13 protein-coding genes, 7 tRNA genes and 3 rRNA genes are annotated in these 20,492 nt (G+C 45.1%); 7 read left to right on the top strand and 16 right to left on the bottom strand.

What is annotated here, in order from left to right; translation table 11 throughout:
- Window positions 1-30 precede the first annotated feature (30 nt).
- From rsiW to NSQ70_RS01035, 8 genes are all read right to left on the bottom strand, one after another.
- The gene (rsiW, locus tag NSQ70_RS01070; protein WP_008344028.1) at window positions 31-657 is read right to left on the bottom strand and encodes an anti-sigma-W factor RsiW; all 627 of its coding nucleotides are present in this window, start codon (window positions 655-657) and stop codon (window positions 31-33) included.
- Window positions 658-671: 14 nt separating this feature from the next.
- A complete protein-coding gene (sigW, locus tag NSQ70_RS01065) occupies window positions 672-1,235 on the bottom strand; it encodes an RNA polymerase sigma factor SigW (protein WP_007498553.1) in 564 nt (187 codons plus the stop codon).
- Between the two features lie 183 nt (window positions 1,236-1,418).
- Entirely contained in the window at window positions 1,419-2,330 is a 912-nt protein-coding gene (rocF, locus tag NSQ70_RS01060) for an arginase (protein WP_251185539.1), read from the bottom strand.
- Between the two features lie 136 nt (window positions 2,331-2,466).
- Window positions 2,467-2,538 (bottom strand) — tRNA-Gln (locus tag NSQ70_RS01055).
- Window positions 2,539-2,542: 4 nt separating this feature from the next.
- A tRNA-Tyr gene (locus NSQ70_RS01050) sits at window positions 2,543-2,627 on the bottom strand.
- A gap of 28 nt (window positions 2,628-2,655) precedes the next feature.
- Window positions 2,656-2,728, bottom strand: a tRNA-Thr gene (locus tag NSQ70_RS01045).
- Window positions 2,729-2,731: 3 nt separating this feature from the next.
- A tRNA-Val gene (locus tag NSQ70_RS01040) sits at window positions 2,732-2,807 on the bottom strand.
- A 6-nt stretch (window positions 2,808-2,813) separates the two neighbouring features.
- A tRNA-Glu gene (locus NSQ70_RS01035) sits at window positions 2,814-2,888 on the bottom strand.
- A 220-nt stretch (window positions 2,889-3,108) separates the two neighbouring features.
- Here NSQ70_RS01035 and murQ point away from each other — a divergent pair.
- Genes murQ through NSQ70_RS01005 form a run of 6 tightly spaced genes read left to right on the top strand, consistent with a single transcriptional unit; the run spans window position 3,109 to window position 10,841 of the window.
- Complete coding sequence (murQ, locus tag NSQ70_RS01030; RefSeq protein ID WP_251185540.1) at window positions 3,109-4,020, top strand: N-acetylmuramic acid 6-phosphate etherase; 912 nt, start codon at window positions 3,109-3,111, stop codon at window positions 4,018-4,020.
- A gap of 12 nt (window positions 4,021-4,032) precedes the next feature.
- The gene (locus NSQ70_RS01025) at window positions 4,033-4,902 is read left to right on the top strand and encodes a MurR/RpiR family transcriptional regulator (RefSeq protein WP_007498558.1); all 870 of its coding nucleotides are present in this window, start codon (window positions 4,033-4,035) and stop codon (window positions 4,900-4,902) included.
- Window positions 4,899-6,278: a PTS transporter subunit EIIC gene (locus NSQ70_RS01020; RefSeq protein WP_342502370.1), complete on the top strand. Its 1,380-nt coding sequence runs from the start codon at window positions 4,899-4,901 to the stop codon at window positions 6,276-6,278. Before NSQ70_RS01025 ends, NSQ70_RS01020 begins: the two co-directional genes overlap by 4 nt.
- A gap of 12 nt (window positions 6,279-6,290) precedes the next feature.
- Window positions 6,291-7,649 carry a penicillin binding protein PBP4B gene (pbp4b, locus tag NSQ70_RS01015; protein WP_335350636.1) on the top strand — a complete coding sequence of 453 codons (1,359 nt, stop codon included), beginning with the start codon at window positions 6,291-6,293 and terminating at the stop codon, window positions 7,647-7,649.
- A 13-nt stretch (window positions 7,650-7,662) separates the two neighbouring features.
- Window positions 7,663-9,582, top strand: a complete 1,920-nt coding sequence (locus tag NSQ70_RS01010; protein WP_159159371.1) for a glycoside hydrolase family 3 protein — start codon at window positions 7,663-7,665, stop codon at window positions 9,580-9,582.
- An 11-nt stretch (window positions 9,583-9,593) separates the two neighbouring features.
- Window positions 9,594-10,841, top strand: a complete 1,248-nt coding sequence (locus NSQ70_RS01005) for a DUF1343 domain-containing protein (protein WP_007498566.1) — start codon at window positions 9,594-9,596, stop codon at window positions 10,839-10,841.
- Window positions 10,842-10,880: 39 nt separating this feature from the next.
- On the opposite strand, the gene NSQ70_RS01000 is transcribed toward NSQ70_RS01005, so the two are convergent.
- From NSQ70_RS01000 to NSQ70_RS00970, 7 genes are all read right to left on the bottom strand, one after another.
- Window positions 10,881-11,846 (bottom strand): bile acid:sodium symporter family protein, encoded by a 966-nt coding sequence (locus NSQ70_RS01000; protein ID WP_035390705.1) that lies wholly within the window; start codon window positions 11,844-11,846, stop codon window positions 10,881-10,883.
- A gap of 61 nt (window positions 11,847-11,907) precedes the next feature.
- A complete protein-coding gene (locus NSQ70_RS00995) occupies window positions 11,908-13,347 on the bottom strand; it encodes a SulP family inorganic anion transporter (RefSeq protein ID WP_342502369.1) in 1,440 nt (479 codons plus the stop codon).
- 362 nt (window positions 13,348-13,709) lie between these two features.
- Window positions 13,710-13,782, bottom strand: a tRNA-Thr gene (locus NSQ70_RS00990).
- Between the two features lies 1 nt (window position 13,783).
- A tRNA-Asn gene (locus NSQ70_RS00985) sits at window positions 13,784-13,858 on the bottom strand.
- A gap of 43 nt (window positions 13,859-13,901) precedes the next feature.
- Window positions 13,902-14,017, bottom strand: a 5S ribosomal RNA gene (gene rrf / locus NSQ70_RS00980).
- A 61-nt stretch (window positions 14,018-14,078) separates the two neighbouring features.
- Window positions 14,079-17,009: ribosomal RNA gene (locus tag NSQ70_RS00975) — 23S ribosomal RNA — on the bottom strand.
- Between the two features lie 182 nt (window positions 17,010-17,191).
- Window positions 17,192-18,740, bottom strand: a 16S ribosomal RNA gene (locus NSQ70_RS00970).
- The 16S, 23S and 5S rRNA genes sit together here with 2 tRNA genes alongside, the layout of an rRNA operon.
- Window positions 18,741-19,117: 377 nt before the next feature.
- Here NSQ70_RS00970 and pdaB point away from each other — a divergent pair.
- Window positions 19,118-19,882, top strand: a complete 765-nt coding sequence (pdaB, locus tag NSQ70_RS00965) for a polysaccharide deacetylase family sporulation protein PdaB (RefSeq protein WP_017366469.1) — start codon at window positions 19,118-19,120, stop codon at window positions 19,880-19,882.
- Here pdaB and NSQ70_RS00960 read toward each other — a convergent pair.
- The gene (locus NSQ70_RS00960) at window positions 19,875-20,477 is read right to left on the bottom strand and encodes a KinB-signaling pathway activation protein (RefSeq protein ID WP_008345196.1); all 603 of its coding nucleotides are present in this window, start codon (window positions 20,475-20,477) and stop codon (window positions 19,875-19,877) included. The two genes, pdaB and NSQ70_RS00960, sit on opposite strands and share 8 nt — an antisense overlap.
- Between the last annotated feature and the right edge of the window lie 15 nt (window positions 20,478-20,492).

Genomic DNA, 20,492 nt, shown 5'->3' with positions numbered 1-20,492 from the left:
CCCTTAGAGACTGCTCTCGAACTGTTTGATTTACTTTTGCTCCTCTGGCCCAATGACCCGCATCACGTCTTGTGCTGTAGACTTCATTTTGTACCAAACCCAATCAAACACTTCATTAATTTCATTGATTTGACCAGTGACTTGTCCGGCAGAAGCAGTCAGCTGTTCTCCATTGACGACTGTTACGTTTCCATCAACCTTGCCTTCTACAATCAGCTTGCCATTTTTCACAGTGACATCACCTTTGACGGTTTCCCCTTTAGGTACCGTCACTGTATCATTTTCAACCACGAGATTCGGCTGCTTTGACACACTGAAATTATGATCCGTATTCCAGCTAGTAAACAGACTGCCTCCCATCAATATGACAAAGAGGGCAGCGGCGACCATTAGCGGATGAGCTTTGATCCATCTTTGAATCGACACACGCTTTTTCTCCTTTGGAAGACCTGCCATCACCTTTGCAGTGAAATCAGATGGTGCTTCTATATGAGATGTACTCTGCACGAGCGCGATGGATTTCTCAATTTGTTGAAAATGAGTACGGCATTCCTCACACGATTGCAGATGGCTCTTTAATTCTTTTTCATCTTCGGGCTCAATGTCCCCGTCTAAATACTGATGCATAAGCAGGACGATTTTTTCCTGACAGCTCATCAAAATCACCTCACTCAAAGGTCTCTCAACTGTTTCCGGAGAGCCTCTCTACCCCTGTGTATTCTCGTTTTCACCGTACCAACTGGTATATTCAGAATCTCACTAATTTCTTTTAACGAGAGTTCATCAATATACTTTAATACGATGACCGAGCGATATTTATCGGGTAATCTTAAAATTTTTTGCTGAATGGTGCTCGATAATTCAAGCGACACCACCTCGTCCTCTGGCAAAATGCCGTCAGCCGCAATTTGAGAATACATATTCAGTCCTTCTGTCCCTGCCACCTCTGCATCTAAATAATAATCCGGCTTTTTTTTACGAATACGGTCGATGGTCAGGTTGGTTGCAATGCGGTACAGCCACGTGGAAAACTTACGATTCACATCAAAGCTCTCAATATTCACATAGGCACGAATAAACGCCTCCTGCGCAATATCTTCTGCTTCATGTGCATTCCCAAGCATACGATAGCACAGCTGATAAATTTTGTCTTTATACAGGTCTACGATGTCTGCAAATGCGTTCTGGTCGCCTTTTTTCACTTGCTTAATTCTCTTTTTAATCATTGTTTCCATAGTATATTCAACCTCTGCCTTCACCGGTCTTTATGTATACGAACCTCGTTCCAAAAGGTTTCATTCTCCTCTAAAAAATAGTGTAACAAATTTTTGACAGCATGTTACGCTTATCAGCCGGTAAAAACCTTAACATATCCTTAAATTTCCCCAAAATTAAAAAAAAGCGGAACAAGTCCCGCTCTATAATAGCTTTTCACCCATTAAAGAACCAATTAATGCAACTGCCGCTTCTGCTGTTTTATTTTTCTCATCTAATACCGGATTCACCTCAACAAACTCAGCAGATGTCAAAATCCCTGCTTCCTCTAAAAGCTCCATTGCAAGATGACTCTCTCTATAACTGATGCCGCCAGCAACCGGCGTTCCCACGCCAGGGCACTCTGCAGGATCTAGCCCATCTAAATCAAGCGACAAATGAACACCATCTGTTCTTTCTTTTAAATACGCAATGGCTTCCTCCATTACTCTCGTCATCCCTAATCGATCGATTTCATGCATCGTATACACTTTAATGCCTTTTTCTCTAATCAATGCCCGCTCTCCTTCATCTAAAGAACGAGCACCAATCAAGATCACATTCTCAGGCTTTACTTTAGGTGTATAACCGCCAATATTGATTAAATCAGCATGCCCAAAGCCGAGACTGACAGCGAGCGGCATCCCATGAATATTTCCAGAAGGAGAAGTTTCCTCTGTATTTAAATCACCGTGCGCATCATACCAAATGACACCCAAATTTTCATAATATTTGGCTACACCGGCTAGTGTACCAATTGCAATGCTATGATCCCCGCCTAAAATCAGCGGAAACGAACCTGACTGCACAATACTGCTAACCTTTTCAGCAAGAAGCTGGTTTGCTCCAGCATTCTCCGTTAAGTTTTTCAGTTTTTCACTTGTATAGAGACCTTTCTCATCATCTCTTTGCTCAACAGGAATATCCCCTAGATCTTCAACATCAAATGAAAGCGATTCCAATTTTTCTTTTACACCAGCACAGCGAATGGCACTCGGCCCCATATCGACGCCCCTTCTCATTTGACCGAGATCCATCGGTACCCCGACAATCGTGACCTTCTTTTGATCTCCCATATGTACATCCCCTTTCCGTTCATGCTTATATTTTACTTTCTCGGTGCCTTCTGACTCAACTCAACAATATTTTGAATAGTTATACATTCCAATCGTCAAAATAAAAAAAGACACCTTTTTAAAAAAGGTGTCTTAACTGGGCTAGCTGGATTCGAACCAACGCATGACGGAGTCAAAGTCCGTTGCCTTACCGCTTGGCTATAGCCCAAAAATGGTGGAGGGGGGCGGATTCGAACCGCCGAACCCGGAGGGAGCGGATTTACAGTCCGCCGCGTTTAGCCACTTCGCTACCCCTCCACATATGGAATTGATAAAAGAAAAACAGTGCCGGCAAGAGGACTTGAACCCCCAACCTACTGATTACAAGTCAGTTGCTCTACCAGTTGAGCTACACCGGCATATGGTGGAGGATGACGGGCTCGAACCGCCGACCCTCTGCTTGTAAGGCAGATGCTCTCCCAGCTGAGCTAATCCTCCACATGATGGTGACCCGTACGGGATTCGAACCCGTGTTACCGCCGTGAAAGGGCGGTGTCTTAACCGCTTGACCAACGGGCCAGTTTGTCAAGTTTACTGTTTCCGTGAAGCTGACAAAAGTTATTATATACAGGTTGTCCCCCTTTTGTAAAGGGGATTTTTATTTTTTTTATTTTCTAACTATTCAACCCTCATCAGCACAACATTTCGACTGAAATATAATTTCAGTATTTAAATATAATATTGAAATTCCATGTCATACTCAATATACTGAAAATGAAGAAATAAGGAGGTATGTCACATGCAGCCATCTCAACTGCGTTCTTTGACAACAGAATCAAGAAACCCTAACACCATGAGAATTTCACAAGCAAGCCCGCTAGAAATACTCCAAATGATAAATGCGGAAGATATGAAGGTCGCTCAAGCCGTCAACCGTGTCCTTCCAGACGTAAAGACAGCAAGTGACTTGGCCTTTAATTCCATCTCGAATGGGGGCAGACTCATTTATCTAGGCGCTGGAACAAGCGGCAGAATTGGGGTAATGGATGCGGTCGAATGTCCACCTACCTATAGCATTTCACCTGATGTCATCGTAGGCATCATGGCCGGTGGAGACTCTGCCTTTTCACATGCAGCAGAAGATGTGGAAGACAGTGAAGAAGCTGGTCAAAAAGATTTAGAACACATTCACCTGACATCAAAAGATACGGTTGTCGGAATCGCGGCGAGCGGTAGAACACCCTATATCATTGGCGCTTTAAACTATGCTAGAACCATTGGAGCAAAAACAGTAGCCCTCAGCTGCAATGAACAAGCAGAGATTAGCGAACTAGCAGACTGCGCCATTGAAGTCGTCGTAGGAGCAGAAGCCATCACTGGGTCAACACGAATGAAAGCCGCATCCGCTCATAAAATGATTTTAAATATGCTTTCCACCTCTGTCATGATCAGACAAGGCAAAGTATATGAAAACCTGATGGTAGATGTAAAAGTAAGCAATCATAAACTAAAAGAACGCGCCATCACCATCATTCAGCATGTGACCAATGCTTCCTACGAACAAGCCGTAAAAGCCCTTGAAGCAGCCGATTTAGAAGTTAAAACAGCCATCGTCATGCTCCAAACCAAAACAGATAAAAAGACAGCCAAAGACCTGCTCAACAAAGCAGATGGTCACATCGACAAAGCCATCTTACGTCATCAATCTTAAAGGAGGAAACTCATGTCAGCAGGCGGACTCACCCTACTACACACAATGAAATCAAAGCTTCCCCAATCTGAAAAAATCATTGCAGACTATATCCTTGCCCATCCTGACAAAGTCATTAAAAGCACAGTGCATGAAATCAGTCAGGCTGCCGGTGCAAGCAGCTCTGCCGTCATCCGCCTCTGTAAGTCTCTCGGGCTGGATGGCTATCACGACTTGAAAATGCGGATCGCTGGAGACTTAATGCACACTGATAAACAAGGCTACCGGGATATCGAACAAGATGAACCACTTCAATCCATTATTCAAAAGACAGCAGGAAACACCATTCAATCGATCAAAGATACAGCCTCTATTTTAAATGTAGAAGCTTTAGAAAAAGCTGTTCAACTGCTGCTGAATGCAAACCAAATCCATTTTATCGGTGTGGGTGCATCTGGCATCGTCGCAGCTGATGCCCAGCAGAAATTTCTCAGAATCAATTATGCAGCCACTGCCTTCACTGACATGCACATCGCATCTACGGTCATCGCAAATGCTGGAAAGAATGACATTGTGTTCGGTATATCCTTCTCAGGAGAAACATTAGACATCATCCAAGCCCTTCAGCTCGCAAAAGAAAATGAAGTAAAAACCATTGCTTTAACGCATCCAGGGCATACAAGCGTTTCTGCATTGTGTGATGTTCATCTATCAACGTCCGGTTCCAATGAAGCACCTTTTCGCAGTGCTGCCACTTCCTCTAGAATGGCACAGCTCTATTTAATCGATGTCTTGTTCCTCAGTTTAGCCTCTCGTCAATATGAACAGACGGCACAATATATTGACAAAACAAGGCATGCCATCCGCTCCATGAAACGAAAAACAAAGGGGGATTCAACATGAGTCATCAAAAGAAATATCAGCAGTTGGCGAAAGACATCCTTTCACTCTGTGGTGGTTCTGAAAACATTTCTTCCCACACACATTGTATGACACGTCTCCGAATTACACCCATTGATCGTGAAAAAGTGCAAACCACCGCGATCAAAGAACTCGATGGCGTCATTGGCGTCGTCGAAGCGGAAACACTGCAAATCATTTTAGGCACAGGTGTTGTCAACCAAGTATCAAGTGCGTTTGAACAGCTGCTCAATGCCTCAGGTTCATATGACTTAAACAACGAAGCACAGAAAAACAAACAAGCCATTTCACAAAAGAACCGCACACCATTCAAGCTGTTCTTACGGCGGATCGCCAGCATTTTCATTCCCATTATTCCAGCACTCGTTGCATCGGGTCTTATAACGGGTATTACAAAAGCGGTCGTGCAAGCAGGCTGGCTCGATGAAAAATCTCAAGCTGCGATTATCCTAACCGTTATAGGCTCAGGCTTGTTTGCTTATCTCGGTATATTAGTAGGAACAAACGCCGCAAAAGAATTTGGTGGCTCTCCTGCATTAGGCGCATTAGCAGGTATTCTCATCATTAACCCAGCTGCCGCTGATATTATGTTATTTGGCACTAATATTCTACCAGGTAGAGGCGGACTCATCGGTGTTCTTCTTGCAGCTATTTTTATGGCACTTGTTGAGACCCAGATCAGACGCTTCGTCCCGCAATCACTCGATATCATTGTCACACCAACCATCACACTACTCATTACAGGCATTTTCACGTACGTTATCTTCATGCCAGTCGGCGGATTTATATCTGATGCCATCACCTCTGGACTTACTTATCTATTAAACATTGGCGGTATTTTTGCCGGATTTGTTCTTGGTGCGACCTTCCTTCCTCTTGTTGTCACTGGACTTCACCAAGGCCTAACACCTATTCATATGGAACTGATTAATTCAATTGGAGATGACCCGCTTCTGCCAATCCTCGCTATGGGAGGCGCAGGACAGGTCGGTGCTGCCTTTGCCATTTATATGAAAACAAAAAAGAAAAAGCTGAAAAGAGCCATTGCAGGCGGACTTCCTTCAGGAATGCTTGGAATTGGAGAACCGCTCATTTTCGGTGTCACACTCCCGCTCGGAAGACCCTTCCTCACTGCTTGTCTCGGCGCTGGAATCGGCGGAGCATTTCAAGCCTATTTCCAAATCGCCACTAAAGCAATCGGGGTATCAGGTCTCCCATTAACCTTTATCGTTCACACACATCAAATGCTGCTTTACTTAATAGGTCTCTTCATTGCATATGTCGCTGGATTTATCTTCACATACTTATTCGGATTTCATGATGATATGGCTGTTGAATTCGAGGAAAATAAGCAATAGGAGGTCTAGCTCTTGAAGAAATATTTTCTCATCATCACAAGTCTGTTCTTCATGCTCCTAGGGTTACCATTACAAACATTTGCAACTAGCTCCCATCCTGTATCGTCTTTGTCTAAAACAGCACCTGAAGAATATCCCGTCTTAAAAAAAGCAAAACGACCGGAACAAGTAGGTTTTTCTTCTAGGCAGCTTAGGAAGGTTGATCACATGATTCAAAACGATATCAAAGCAGGGTTTCCAGGGGCAGCACTCATCATTATCAAGGATGGTCAGATCGTCCATCAAAAAGCCTATGGCTACAGACAAAAATATAAAGGGACAACAGAACTCAAATTCTATAAGAAAATGAAAAAGAACACACTGTTCGATTTAGCATCCAATACAAAAATGTATGCCACCAACTATGCCCTGCAAAAGCTAGTATATGAACAAAAACTAGATGTAAATGAAAAAATACAAACCATCCTGCCTGACTTTCAAGATGAACCAGATGCAAAGGTAACCGGCAAAGATCAGCTTCGAGTCAAGGATCTTCTCACCCATTCTGCCGGACTGCCTTCCAGTGTTTTATTTTATAGCAAAGAGCAAGCGGGCTCTTTTTTCTCTCAAGATAGACAAACAACCATGAAATGGCTACCAAAGGTGCCTCTGCAATACAAGCCAGGCACTCAGCATATTTATAGTGATATTGATTACATGCTGTTAGGCATGATCATTGAGAAAAAAACCGGTATGCCACTTGATCAATATGTAGAGTCGACGATTTATCGACCGCTTGGTCTAAAACATACCATGTTCAATCCGCTGAAAAAGGGATTCAAGCCAAAGCATTTTGCAGCAACCGAGCGTCTAGGCAATACACGCGATGGTGTCATTGATTTTGAAAACATTCGCAGGTATACCTTGCTAGGTGAAGTCCACGATGAGAAAGCCTATTACTCAATGGCAGGTGTCTCCGGACATGCTGGACTTTTCTCTAATACATCAGATATGGCCGTACTGCTTCAGCTGATGCTCAATAAAGGAGGCTATGGGAAAACAACCATCTTTGACCAAGCTTCTATCGATCTCTTTACGGAATCATCAGACACGAACCCAACTTACGGGCTAGGCTGGCGGAAAAACGGCAATACTGACATGGAATGGATGTTTGGGAAATACGCAAGTAAAGAAGCGTATGGACACACAGGCTGGACCGGAACGATGACATTGATTGATCCAAAACACAATCTAGGCGTCGTCTTGCTGACAAATAAAAAACATTCACCCGTCGTTTCACCTGAAGTCAACCCAAATCAATTTGAAGGTGACCTTTTCCCAACTGGTACTTATGGAAGCATCATGACTGCAATCTACGAATCTTTTAAGTAAAAGGAGGAATTCGATGTTAAAAGCTCTGTTCCCTGCTGCACTCGTTTTGGCCTTGCTCACCTCTTCCATTCCAACGGAAAAGGTGAGCTCCGCCCCTCTCCCAACTGCCAAACAAATGGTTCAGGACATGTCCTTGGATGAAAAAATTGGCCAAATGCTCATGCCAGACTTTCGCAATTGGCAAGCAGAAGGTGAATCCGCTCCTACAGGCTTCACAAAAATGAGTAAAGAAGTCTCTCACCTTGTAGAGAAATATCATTTAGGCGGTGTCATCTTATTTGCAGAAAATGTCGTTGATACGAAACAAACCGTCAAACTCACACATGAATTTCAACAAGCATCACCCAACATTCCTTTACTCATTTCCATTGATCAAGAAGGCGGAATCGTCACAAGACTACAAAAGGGAACACATTTCCCAGGAAATATGTCGATTGGTGCCTCTCGAAGTAAGAAAAATGCTTATGACACTGGTAAAATCATCGGCAAAGAATTAAACGCTCTAGGTATCAATACAAATTTCTCTCCTGTTCTTGATGTAAATAATAACCCGAATAACCCCGTCATCGGTGTCCGTTCCTTTAGCTCTGACCCTGAACTTGTCACGAGACTTGGTCTGCAAACCATGAAAGGACTTCAAAAGGAAAAGACCATTTCCACATTAAAGCATTTCCCAGGACATGGTGATACAGCTGTTGATAGTCACTACGGTCTTCCGCTTGTCGAACATGATCTAGATCGTCTTAAAAAGGTGGAGCTGTATCCATTTCAACAAGCAATCAACGCAGGGGCAGATATGGTCATGACCGCTCATGTTCAATTCCCAGCCATTGATGACACAACGTATAAAAGCAAAAAAGATGGCGAGGACATTATGGTACCAGCAACCTTATCAAAAAAAGTCATCACAAACTTATTAAAAGAAGACATGGGCTTTCAAGGAGTGGTTGTAACAGACGCCCTCAATATGAAAGCGATTGCAGATAACTTCGGACAGGAAGAAGCTGTGGTAATGGCTATTAAAGCAGGCGTCGACATTGCCCTCATGCCAGCACCTGTCACGTCCTTAAAGACAGAAAAAAACCTAGAGAATGTGTTCAATGCTTTAAAAAGAGCAGTTCTCACAAACGAAATTCCGATATCTCAGATCAATCAATCTGTCGAAAAAATCCTTCAATTAAAGATCAAACGCGGCATCATTTCCGCCAATAAATCAGTAAGCCTTGAGAAGAAAATCAAAAAAGCCACACAGCTCGTTGGTCAAAAGTCGCACCGAAAAGCAGAACAAAAAATGGCACGCGAAGGAATCACTCTCCTTAAAAACAACGACAAAACCTTGCCTTTTAAGCCTAAAAAGAATGACAAAATCGTACTCATGGCACCGTACGAAGATCAAACAAAAGCAATGTCCGTCACAATTGAATCTCTGATCAAACAGAAAAAGATCAAACCTGTGCAAATCCAATCATACGCATTTGCAGATAAGAGCTTCTCCAAAGAAACAGCCAAACTCATTCAAAATGCTGACTATGTCATTACCGGCTCTTACGTTGTCCAAAATGACCCGGCTGTGAATGATGGCGTCATTGATGACGGTGTACAGGATCCGAAAAAATGGGCAACGGCCTTCCCTCGTGCTGTCATGAAAGAAGCAGCAGCACAAAACAAAAAATTGGTCATCATGAGTCTCCGAAACCCTTATGATGCGGCAAATTTTGAAGAAGCCGATGCCTTACTAGCTGTGTACGGTTTTAAAGGGTACTCAAACGGACAATTCAATCAACCGAATATTCCTGCGGGACTAGAAGTGATTTTTGGAGCGGCCTCACCTAAAGGGAAATTACCCGTCGCTATCCCATCAGTCACTCATCCTAATCAAACCCTTTACCCATTTGGCTATGGACTCAATTTAAAAGGAAAACAGATCAAATAGGAGGGATTCTCTTGAAAAAGACAGCAAGCTTGATACTCGCTAGCATTCTCATGATCAGCACATTGACCGCCGCCTCCCCCGCAGATTCAGAACGAACAGATACAAAAGGAAAAAAAGCAACAGTCAAAACAGGTATCGAAACATTACTCTCAAGTAACCTCTCTTGGCTTAAAGGGAAAAAAGTAGGGCTTATTACGAATCCTACAGGCATTGATGCAAACATGAAAAGCAGTGTCGATCTGCTATTTGAACACCCCGATATTAAACTGACTGCCTTGTATGGGCCTGAACATGGCGTGCGCGGTGATGCACAAGCAGGAGAAGGCGTCGAATCGTATACTGACGAAAAAACAGGCCTGCCTGTTTACTCTCTTTATGGAAAAACAAGAAAGCCAACTCCTGAAATGCTCAAAAATGTAGATGTTCTGCTATTTGATATTCAAGACGTTGGTACTCGTTATTACACCTATATTTACACGATGGCGTATGCAATGGAAGCAGCTAAGGAAAACAACATTCCATTTGTTGTCTTAGATCGTCCAAACCCAATAGGCGGGCTAAAAGTAGAAGGACCCGTATTAGAGCCAGAACACGCCTCTTTTGTAGGTCTCTATCCCATCCCATTAAGACATGGGATGACAACTGGAGAACTTGCATACATGTTTAACAAAGAGTTTCATATCAACGCTGATGTAAAAGTGATCAAAATGAAACATTGGAAACGATCCATGACGTTCGATGACACGAAGCTGCCGTTCGTCCTCCCTTCACCTAACATGCCGACCGTTGATAGTACCTTTGTTTACCCAGCAACAGGGTTAATCGAAGGCACAAACGTTTCTGAAGGCAGAGGAACGACAAAACCGTTCGAACTCATTGGCGCTCCATATATCAATAGCAATGAGCTAGCAGATCACTTAAATGGGTTAAAACTAAAAGGTGTTCAATTTAGACCTGTTTCATTTACCCCTACCTTTTCAAAACATGCCGGGACTTTGTCTCACGGGGTACAGCTTTATGTCACAGACCGAAAATCATTCGAAGCAGTCAAAACAGGTCTATCTATCATCAAAGCAATACATGACTTGTATCCTAATGACTTTCAATTCCTACAAACAGGCAGCTTTGATAAACTCATCGGGAATAGCTGGATCAAAGAAGAAATCAATAAAGGCACTTCCATCAAACACATCATGAAACAATACCACCATGACCTGAAAACGTTCGAAAAGAAACGGAAGAAATACCTCATCTATTAATCGCAAAAAAGCCTCCATCTTAAAGGATGGAGGTTTTTTTCATGATAAAGACTTAGTCACAGCAGGTACTTTCAGCTCGAAACGATGAAGTAAAAAGCCAAACAAGGCTGCAAGCACTTGCTGAAACAGCATGCCAATCACAACAGGAACAGCAACAGCAGGCGGGAAAAAGCTAATGGCAAGCACAGCACCCGCGCTAATGTTCCGCATACCGCCCGTATACACAATCGCCACAATTTCTCCTTGGGTACATTTCATCGCCTTTCCAATCAACCACGCAAAAGCATACCCACTCATCGCAATGAAAAAGACAGTCGCTGCTTTGCTAAAAAACGCAGCATCCAGTTCACGCAAATATGGGGCGACAACAGAACTGTTAATCGATACGACAACAAACAAGCCTAATTTTGAAAAAGGAGCCAAGGTCTGACTCATTGCTTTTGTCACCGATGGCTTTGCATACTGACGAACGAGCATCCCTAAAATAGAGGGCAGCACCACCATACCGAATAGTCCTTTCATGATCGCCACCATGTCCATATGGACCTGTGTACCAACGAAGATTGACAAGCTTACTGGTACAATCAATGGCGAAAGCAATGTATCAATTAATATGATAGATAACGTTAACCCCACATTTCCTTTATACATTGCCGCCCATATTAAACTAGACACACCTGTCGGAATCACCATCGCAAGCGTCAAACCGGTGATCGTCATAGAATCACCCGCAAATATCAAATGCCCCGCTGACCATGCATAAAGGGGCATCAGCACATGCAAAATCATAAACGATAAAATCAAAGGCAATGGATGCATCACCGTATGCTTTAAAGCTGAAAAAGTAGATGACAAGCTCCCTGAAAATGTCATCACAGCAAACACCCAAGGCACCAAAAAGGTGAAATCTTTTAAATACGCCGCCAATAATACACCAAGTAGCACGCTGACAGGCGTAATGAGCGGCATCATCCGGCCGAGCACCTGATTCAAACGGACAAGCATGCCGGCCACCTCCATCCTTCACTTTCTTCCTTGTTCTATTGTAACAAACAGAAAAGTCTCTTTAAGATCCGATCACTTGTTTCATAAGTTTTTGACTAGACGTATCCATTCCAACTACGTCCACCTCTACACCAGCTGTACGATATTTTTCCTTCACACGTTCAATCGCGGCCACACCTGATTCGTCCCATATACGCGCTTCAGACAAATCAATCACAACCGTTTTCAGGTCGTTTCCATGATGGAAGGCTTGAATCAATTCAGTCACGGAAGCAAAGAAAATTTGTCCCTTAATTCGATAAATCCATGTACCAGCTTGGCTTTCTGTAGAGGTGATATGAAGTTTTGATATTTTAGCCACAAAGAATACGGCACTAAGCAGCACTCCTGCAAAAACACCCTTGGATAAATCATGAGTGAACACCACCGTCACGACCGTGACAAGCATCACAAGAGAATCTGTTTTTGGGTTCTTTTTCAGCTGCTGGAATGAACTCCAATCAAAGGTACCAATAGAAACCATGATCATGACAGCCACAAGAGCAGCCATGGGAATTTGAACAACCACATCACCGAGCACAAAAATCAATACCATTAAAAATGCACCAGCCACAAAGGTAGAAAGCCTGCCTCGTCCCCCTGCCTTTGTATTAATCACAGATTGACCAATCATCGCACAGCCAGCCATACCGCCAAAAAATCCTGCCACCACATTGGCAATTCCTTGGCCTCTCGCTTCCTTATTTTTACGACTAGACGTTTCCGTCATATCATCTACAATCTGCGCTGTTAATAAAGATTCAAGTAAACCAACCATTGCAAGTGCTAAGGAATAAGGAAAAATGATAGCAAGTGTTTCCCAGCTAAACGGTACATTGGGAATAAGAAAAGTTGGCAAAGAGCTAGGAAGCTCTCCCATGTCCCCAACTGTTCTGACATCAATATGCCCAAATACAGCAATCATCGTCATCACAATAATTGCAATGAGTGGAGAGGGAATAACTTTTGTGACCATCGGCAATACATAAATGATCAACAATGCTCCACCTGTCATGACATACATAACCATGGATTCCCCAACGAAATGCGGCAGCTGTGCCATGAAGATCATAATTGCCAACGCATTGACAAAACCAACCATCACAGACCTCGGAATAAATTTCATCAGACGAGAAACACGGCACAATCCAAACACAATTTGAATCAAGCCTGTTAAAATCGTAGCTGCGAACAAATACTGCAATCCATGATCTGCAATTAAATTGACCATGACCAGCGCCATAGCCCCAGTAGCGGCAGAGATCATACCTGGCCGTCCACCAACAAACGAAATCACAATCGCAATACAAAACGAAGCATACAAACCGACCTTAGGATCAACGCCCGCAATAATCGAAAATGCAATCGCCTCAGGAATCAAAGCCAAGGCCACTAAAATACCCGCCAGCACATCCTGACGCACATGTCCAAACCATTCTTGCTTTACAAATAAATCTTTCAAACCATCTACTCCTTTTTATATACATACCGTACAAGGAAAAAGTAGGCGAATAAAAACCGGAGATACAGAAAGGAAAAAACAATAACCATTCAATTTCGGGGAAAAAGAGGAACGTACAGAGTCTTTTGTAAGAGAGGTAGTCATCACTTTAGTAAGGATAAAAGAAATACGCCGAAGAATCAAGAACAAATAGAAGGAGTATATAGAAAGCTAAGGCAAAGCTTCCATCAAAATCGCTCGAGTCATTTTCTATTTTCATGAGCCTAACTAAGATCAATAAACGTCAATTTATTTTAAAACAAACAAAAAAAGCCTTCTCATCAACGAGAAACCTTAACATTTACCATTATCATATAGAGGAAAGCTTCCAAGCGGGCTCGAACCGCTGACCTCTTCCTTACCATGGAAGTGCTCTACCTACTGAGCTATGGAAGCATGGCTCCGCAGGTAGGACTCGAACCTACGACCGATCGGTTAACAGCCGATAGCTCTACCACTGAGCTACTGCGGAATGGATAAAGTAACTTCTTCCATTGGAAGGATATAAACAAAAAGCTTGGCGGCGTCCTACTCTCACAGGGGGAAACCCCCAACTACCATCGGCGCTGAAGAGCTTAACTTCCGTGTTCGGTATGGGAACGGGTGTGACCTCTTCGCTATCGCCACCAAACCTGATGGAGAGAATGTTCTCTCAAAACTAGATAACAATGTTCATTTTTCACATTAGAATATAGGTTAAGTCCTCGATCTATTAGTATCTGTCAGCTCCACGTGTCACCACGCTTCCACCTCAGACCTATCAACCTGATCATCTTTCAGGGATCTTACTTCCTTGCGGAATGGGAAATCTCATCTTGAGGGGGGCTTCATGCTTAGATGCTTTCAGCACTTATCCCGTCCGCACATAGCTACCCAGCGATGCCCTTGGCAGAACAACTGGTACACCAGCGGTGCGTCCATCCCGGTCCTCTCGTACTAAGGACAGCTCCTCTCAAATTTCCTGCGCCCGCGACGGATAGGGACCGAACTGTCTCACGACGTTCTGAACCCAGCTCGCGTACCGCTTTAATGGGCGAACAGCCCAACCCTTGGGACCGACTACAGCCCCAGGATGCGATGAGCCGACATCGAGGTGCCAAACCTCCCCGTCGATGTGGACTCTTGGGGGAGATAAGCCTGTTATCCCCGGGGTAGCTTTTATCCGTTGAGCGATGGCCCTTCCATGCGGAACCACCGGATCACTAAGCCCGACTTTCGTCCCTGCTCGACTTGTAGGTCTCGCAGTCAAGCTCCCTTGTGCCTTTACACTCTGCGAATGATTTCCAACCATTCTGAGGGAACCTTTGGGCGCCTCCGTTACATTTTAGGAGGCGACCGCCCCAGTCAAACTGCCCACCTGACACTGTCTCCCTGCCCGATAAGGGCAGCGGGTTAGAAGGTCAATACAGCCAGGGTAGTATCCCACCGATGCCTCCACCGAAGCTAGCGCTCCGGTTTCCAAGGCTCCTACCTATCCTGTACAAGCTGTACCAACATTCAATATCAGGCTGCAGTAAAGCTCCACGGGGTCTTTCCGTCCTGTCGCGGGTAACCTGCATCTTCACAGGTACTATAATTTCACCGAGTCTCTCGTTGAGACAGTGCCCAGATCGTTGCGCCTTTCGTGCGGGTCGGAACTTACCCGACAAGGAATTTCGCTACCTTAGGACCGTTATAGTTACGGCCGCCGTTTACTGGGGCTTCAATTCGCACCTTCGCTTACGCTAAGCGCTCCTCTTAACCTTCCAGCACCGGGCAGGCGTCAGCCCCTATACTTCGCCTTACGGCTTCGCAGAGACCTGTGTTTTTGCTAAACAGTCGCCTGGGCCTATTCACTGCGGCTTCTCGGGGCTTTAACACCCTAAGAAGCACCCCTTCTCCCGAAGTTACGGGGTCATTTTGCCGAGTTCCTTAACGAGAGTTCTCTCGATCACCTTAGGATTCTCTCCTCGCCTACCTGTGTCGGTTTGCGGTACGGGCACCTCTCACCTCGCTAGAGGCTTTTCTTGGCAGTGTGGAATCAGGAACTTCGCTACTAAATTTCGCTCGCCATCACAGCTCAGCCTTCACGGGAAACGGATTTGCCTATTTCCCAGCCTAACTGCTTGGACGCGGATATCCAATACCGCGCTTACCCTATCCTCCTGCGTCCCCCCATTGCTCAAATGGTGAGGAGGTGGTACAGGAATATCAACCTGTTGTCCATCGCCTACGCCTTTCGGCCTCGGCTTAGGTCCCGACTAACCCTGAGCGGACGAGCCTTCCTCAGGAAACCTTAGGCATTCGGTGGACGGGATTCTCACCCGTCTTTCGCTACTCATACCGGCATTCTCACTTCTAAGCGCTCCACCAGTCCTTCCGGTCTGACTTCACTGCACTTAGAACGCTCTCCTACCACTGTTCGTAAGAACAGTCCGCAGCTTCGGTGATACGTTTAGCCCCGGTACATTTTCGGCGCAGAGTCACTCGACCAGTGAGCTATTACGCACTCTTTAAATGGTGGCTGCTTCTAAGCCAACATCCTGGTTGTCTAAGCAACTCCACATCCTTTTCCACTTAACGTATACTTTGGGACCTTAGCTGGCGGTCTGGGCTGTTTCCCTTTCGACTACGGATCTTATCACTCGCAGTCTGACTCCCAAGGATAAGTCATCGGCATTCGGAGTTTGACTGAATTCGGTAACCCGGTAGGGGCCCCTAGTCCAATCAGTGCTCTACCTCCGAGACTCTTACCTTGAGGCTAGCCCTAAAGCTATTTCGGAGAGAACCAGCTATCTCCAGGTTCGATTGGCATTTCACCCCTACCCACACCTCATCCCCGCACTTTTCAACGTGCGTGGGTTCGGGCCTCCATTCAGTGTTACCTGAACTTCACCCTGGACATGGGTAGATCACCTGGTTTCGGGTCTACGACCACGTACTCATGCGCCCTATTCAGACTCGCTTTCGCTGCGGCTCCGCATCTTCTGCTTAACCTTGCACGGGATCGTAACTCGCCGGTTCATTCTACAAAAGGCACGCCATCACCCGTTAACGGGCTCTGACTACTTGTAGGCACACGGTTTCAGGATCTATTTCACTCCCCTTCCGGGGTGCTTTTCACCTTTCCCTCACGGTACTGGTTCACTATCGGTCACTAGGGAGTATTTAGCCTTGGGAGATGGTCCTCCCGGATTCCGACGGAATTTCACGTGTTCCGCCGTACTCAGGATCCACTCTGGAGAGAACAACATTTCAGTTACAGGGCTGTTACCTTCTTTGGCGGGCCTTTCCAGACCTCTTCGCTTATATCGTTCCTTTGTAACTCCGTATAGAGTGTCCTACAACCCCAAGAGGCAAGCCTCTTGGTTTGGGCTGTTCCCGTTTCGCTCGCCGCTACTCAGGGAATCGCATTTGCTTTCTCTTCCTCCGGGTACTTAGATGTTTCAGTTCCCCGGGTATGCCTTCTCATACTCTATGTATTCAAGTATGGATACTACTCCATTACGAGCAGTGGGTTTCCCCATTCGGAAATCTCCGGATCAAAGCTTGCTTACAGCTCCCCGAAGCATATCGGTGTTCGTCCCGTCCTTCATCGGCTCCTAGTGCCAAGGCATCCACCGTGCGCCCTTTCTAACTTAACCATTTCTTACTTTAGAAAGAATCACTATGTGTGATGAACTTTGCATTGCATTCAATGTGAATGTATTACTTATTGTTATCTAGTTTTCAAAGAACAATCCTGTCTCGCTAGAGACATGTTTGAAGGAATGATCCTTCAAAACTAAACAAGACGAAAAACGTACGCTGCTCCATATATCCTTAGAAAGGAGGTGATCCAGCCGCACCTTCCGATACGGCTACCTTGTTACGACTTCACCCCAATCATCTGCCCCACCTTCGGCGGCTGGCTCCATAAAGGTTACCTCACCGACTTCGGGTGTTGCAAACTCTCGTGGTGTGACGGGCGGTGTGTACAAGGCCCGGGAACGTATTCACCGCGGCATGCTGATCCGCGATTACTAGCGATTCCAGCTTCACGCAGTCGAGTTGCAGACTGCGATCCGAACTGAGAACAGATTTGTGGGATTGGCTAAACCTTGCGGTCTCGCAGCCCTTTGTTCTGTCCATTGTAGCACGTGTGTAGCCCAGGTCATAAGGGGCATGATGATTTGACGTCATCCCCACCTTCCTCCGGTTTGTCACCGGCAGTCACCTTAGAGTGCCCAACTAAATGCTGGCAACTAAGATCAAGGGTTGCGCTCGTTGCGGGACTTAACCCAACATCTCACGACACGAGCTGACGACAACCATGCACCACCTGTCACTCTGTCCCCGAAGGGAAAGCCCTATCTCTAGGGTTGTCAGAGGATGTCAAGACCTGGTAAGGTTCTTCGCGTTGCTTCGAATTAAACCACATGCTCCACCGCTTGTGCGGGCCCCCGTCAATTCCTTTGAGTTTCAGTCTTGCGACCGTACTCCCCAGGCGGAGTGCTTAATGCGTTAGCTGCAGCACTAAGGGGCGGAAACCCCCTAACACTTAGCACTCATCGTTTACGGCGTGGACTACCAGGGTATCTAATCCTGTTCGCTCCCCACGCTTTCGCTCCTCAGCGTCAGTTACAGACCAGAGAGTCGCCTTCGCCACTGGTGTTCCTCCACATCTCTACGCATTTCACCGCTACACGTGGAATTCCACTCTCCTCTTCTGCACTCAAGTTTCCCAGTTTCCAATGACCCTCCCCGGTTGAGCCGGGGGCTTTCACATCAGACTTAAGAAACCGCCTGCGAGCCCTTTACGCCCAATAATTCCGGACAACGCTTGCCACCTACGTATTACCGCGGCTGCTGGCACGTAGTTAGCCGTGGCTTTCTGGTTAGGTACCGTCAAGGTGCAAGCAGTTACTCTTGCACTTGTTCTTCCCTAACAACAGAGCTTTACGATCCGAAAACCTTCATCACTCACGCGGCGTTGCTCCGTCAGACTTTCGTCCATTGCGGAAGATTCCCTACTGCTGCCTCCCGTAGGAGTCTGGGCCGTGTCTCAGTCCCAGTGTGGCCGATCACCCTCTCAGGTCGGCTACGCATCGTCGCCTTGGTGAGCCGTTACCTCACCAACTAGCTAATGCGCCGCGGGTCCATCTGTAAGTGACAGCCGAAACCGTCTTTCATCCTTGAACCATGCGGTTCAAGGAACTATCCGGTATTAGCTCCGGTTTCCCGGAGTTATCCCAGTCTTACAGGCAGGTTACCCACGTGTTACTCACCCGTCCGCCGCTAACATCCGGGAGCAAGCTCCCTTCTGTCCGCTCGACTTGCATGTATTAGGCACGCCGCCAGCGTTCGTCCTGAGCCAGGATCAAACTCTCCGAAAAAGTACAAAACCGAAGTTTTGTTTTTCGTCAGCGTTTGACTGACTACCTATGATGTATCATAGGATTTTTTTATAAAAACTCGAATTAACAGGTACGTTTTGTCTTGTTTAGTTTTCAAAGATCATCTTCGCCGTTCTTAGCGGCTTTAATAATATAACATTTCGCTTCATCTTATGTCAACAACTTTTTTCAAGTTTATTTCCCGAAGCGTTTGTGTTTGTCACTGTGTGTCAGCGACGATTAATAATATATCACGAAAACATTCTGTTGGTCAACGTCTTTTCAGAACTTTTTTTAAAATAGTTTTATCGTGCATGTTAAACCCTTGTCCTGCATACAATCAAGTAACAATCTTGGACAAGGCAGGAGTGTTTGAATTGAGTCGATTATATGTGTTGCCTATTAAACGGCTGAAGCAAGTAGTCATTATTCTTGTAGCAGCCCTTGCAGCTGCAACCTTTTTTTATGTACAAAAGGCACCGCCGCTGTCGGTATTTAAAACAGAACAAGGACCCCGAGCAATTTATAAAGGAGAGACCTCATCAAAACACGCATCCCTTACGTTTAATATTGGCTGGGGAGACGAGAAGGCTGTTCCTATTTTAAATGTTCTCCGAGAGTACGATATAAAGAACGCCACTTTCTTTCTGTCTGCTTCTTGGGCTGAGCGTCACCCGGATATTGTGAAAAGGATTAAAGAGGACGGCCATCAAATCGGCAGCCTTGGCTATGCATATAAAAATTATAGCCAGCTTGAAGAAAACGAAATTAAGCGTGATCTTGTCCGTGCACAAAATACATTCCAAAAGCTTGGACTGGAAGACATTCAATTATTAAGACCGCCAACTGGGCAATTTAATGAAACGGTATTGAAAATTGCAACACAGTATGGATATACAGTTGTCCATTACAGCATCAATTCTCAAGATTGGCTGAACCCGGGCGTCGACCAGATTGTTCATAATGTAAATGATCGAATGAAAAGCGGAGACATCATTCTCCTTCACGCCTCAGATTCAGCCACCCAAACCGCTCAAGCCTTACCAGCCATTTTAAAACACTTAAAAGACAAGAATTTAAGAAACGTCACGGTTGGCGAGCTTATCTCTAATACAAAAACAAAGTCAACTGAGGTTAAGTAGCTTTTGCTTTTGAAAACCGCGGCATAGCTAATAACTGAAACGCATTACAACCTAATAGCGGGAATAGCATTAAATATAGCCAGTCCTCTTCATTAACTCTAAGCGCCGGAAACCATTCTAACGACGTGATGACGACCATGAGAAACATTGCAGAAATAAATGTTTTCTTAGAGGACTGCTGCTGTTTAAAATAAGACACGATCAATGCAAACACACCGATAAAAACAGGCAGCCACAAGTATGGAAGAAATGATTCATTCTCCCCGAAAAACAAAAACCGCAAATAAGCTAAATCAAACAGCACGAAAATCACAAGGAATAACTGAATGGTATTCCATAAAGAATGCGACCTGAAAATCTCCAGCGCAAACCGGTGCACTGTCAAAAAGACAACAAACCCCATCTGACTGATTACACTAAAGATCATCCCCACACCAATAAACCAAAATAACACAGACGCAATCTCTAAAATCTCAAACGATACAAACAGCTTCTGATATTTCCCCCACTCCAGCGCAAAACCTACCACGCTTGTAATGACCGCTCCAACAGCCAGCACAGAGAAGAAAAAACGAACTAAATCCCGACTTTTCATTGAAATGACCCAACC

Origin of the sequence: Bacillus sp. FSL R5-0397, from assembly GCF_038593395.1 — a bacterium.
Taxonomy (GTDB): Bacteria; Bacillota; Bacilli; order Bacillales; family Bacillaceae; genus Bacillus; species Bacillus altitudinis.
Note: the sequence above shows the minus strand (reverse complement) of the source record. Positions and strands in the feature narration are given on the sequence as shown.

Bases quoted from the DNA above. Each gene is read 5' to 3' on its own strand.
- rsiW (WP_008344028.1), bottom strand. From the start codon at position 657: ATGAGCTGTCAGGAAAAAATCGTCCTGCTTATGCATCAGTATTTAGAC.
- sigW (WP_007498553.1), bottom strand. From the start codon at position 1,235: ATGGAAACAATGATTAAAAAGAGAATTAAGCAAGTGAAAAAAGGCGAC.
- rocF (WP_251185539.1), bottom strand. From the start codon at position 2,330: ATGGGAGATCAAAAGAAGGTCACGATTGTCGGGGTACCGATGGATCTC.
- murQ (WP_251185540.1), top strand. From the start codon at position 3,109: ATGCAGCCATCTCAACTGCGTTCTTTGACAACAGAATCAAGAAACCCT.
- NSQ70_RS01025 (WP_007498558.1), top strand. From the start codon at position 4,033: ATGTCAGCAGGCGGACTCACCCTACTACACACAATGAAATCAAAGCTT.
- NSQ70_RS01020 (WP_342502370.1), top strand. From the start codon at position 4,899: ATGAGTCATCAAAAGAAATATCAGCAGTTGGCGAAAGACATCCTTTCA.
- NSQ70_RS01010 (WP_159159371.1), top strand. From the start codon at position 7,663: ATGTTAAAAGCTCTGTTCCCTGCTGCACTCGTTTTGGCCTTGCTCACC.
- NSQ70_RS01000 (WP_035390705.1), bottom strand. From the start codon at position 11,846: ATGCTTGTCCGTTTGAATCAGGTGCTCGGCCGGATGATGCCGCTCATT.
- NSQ70_RS00960 (WP_008345196.1), bottom strand. From the start codon at position 20,477: ATGAAAAGTCGGGATTTAGTTCGTTTTTTCTTCTCTGTGCTGGCTGTT.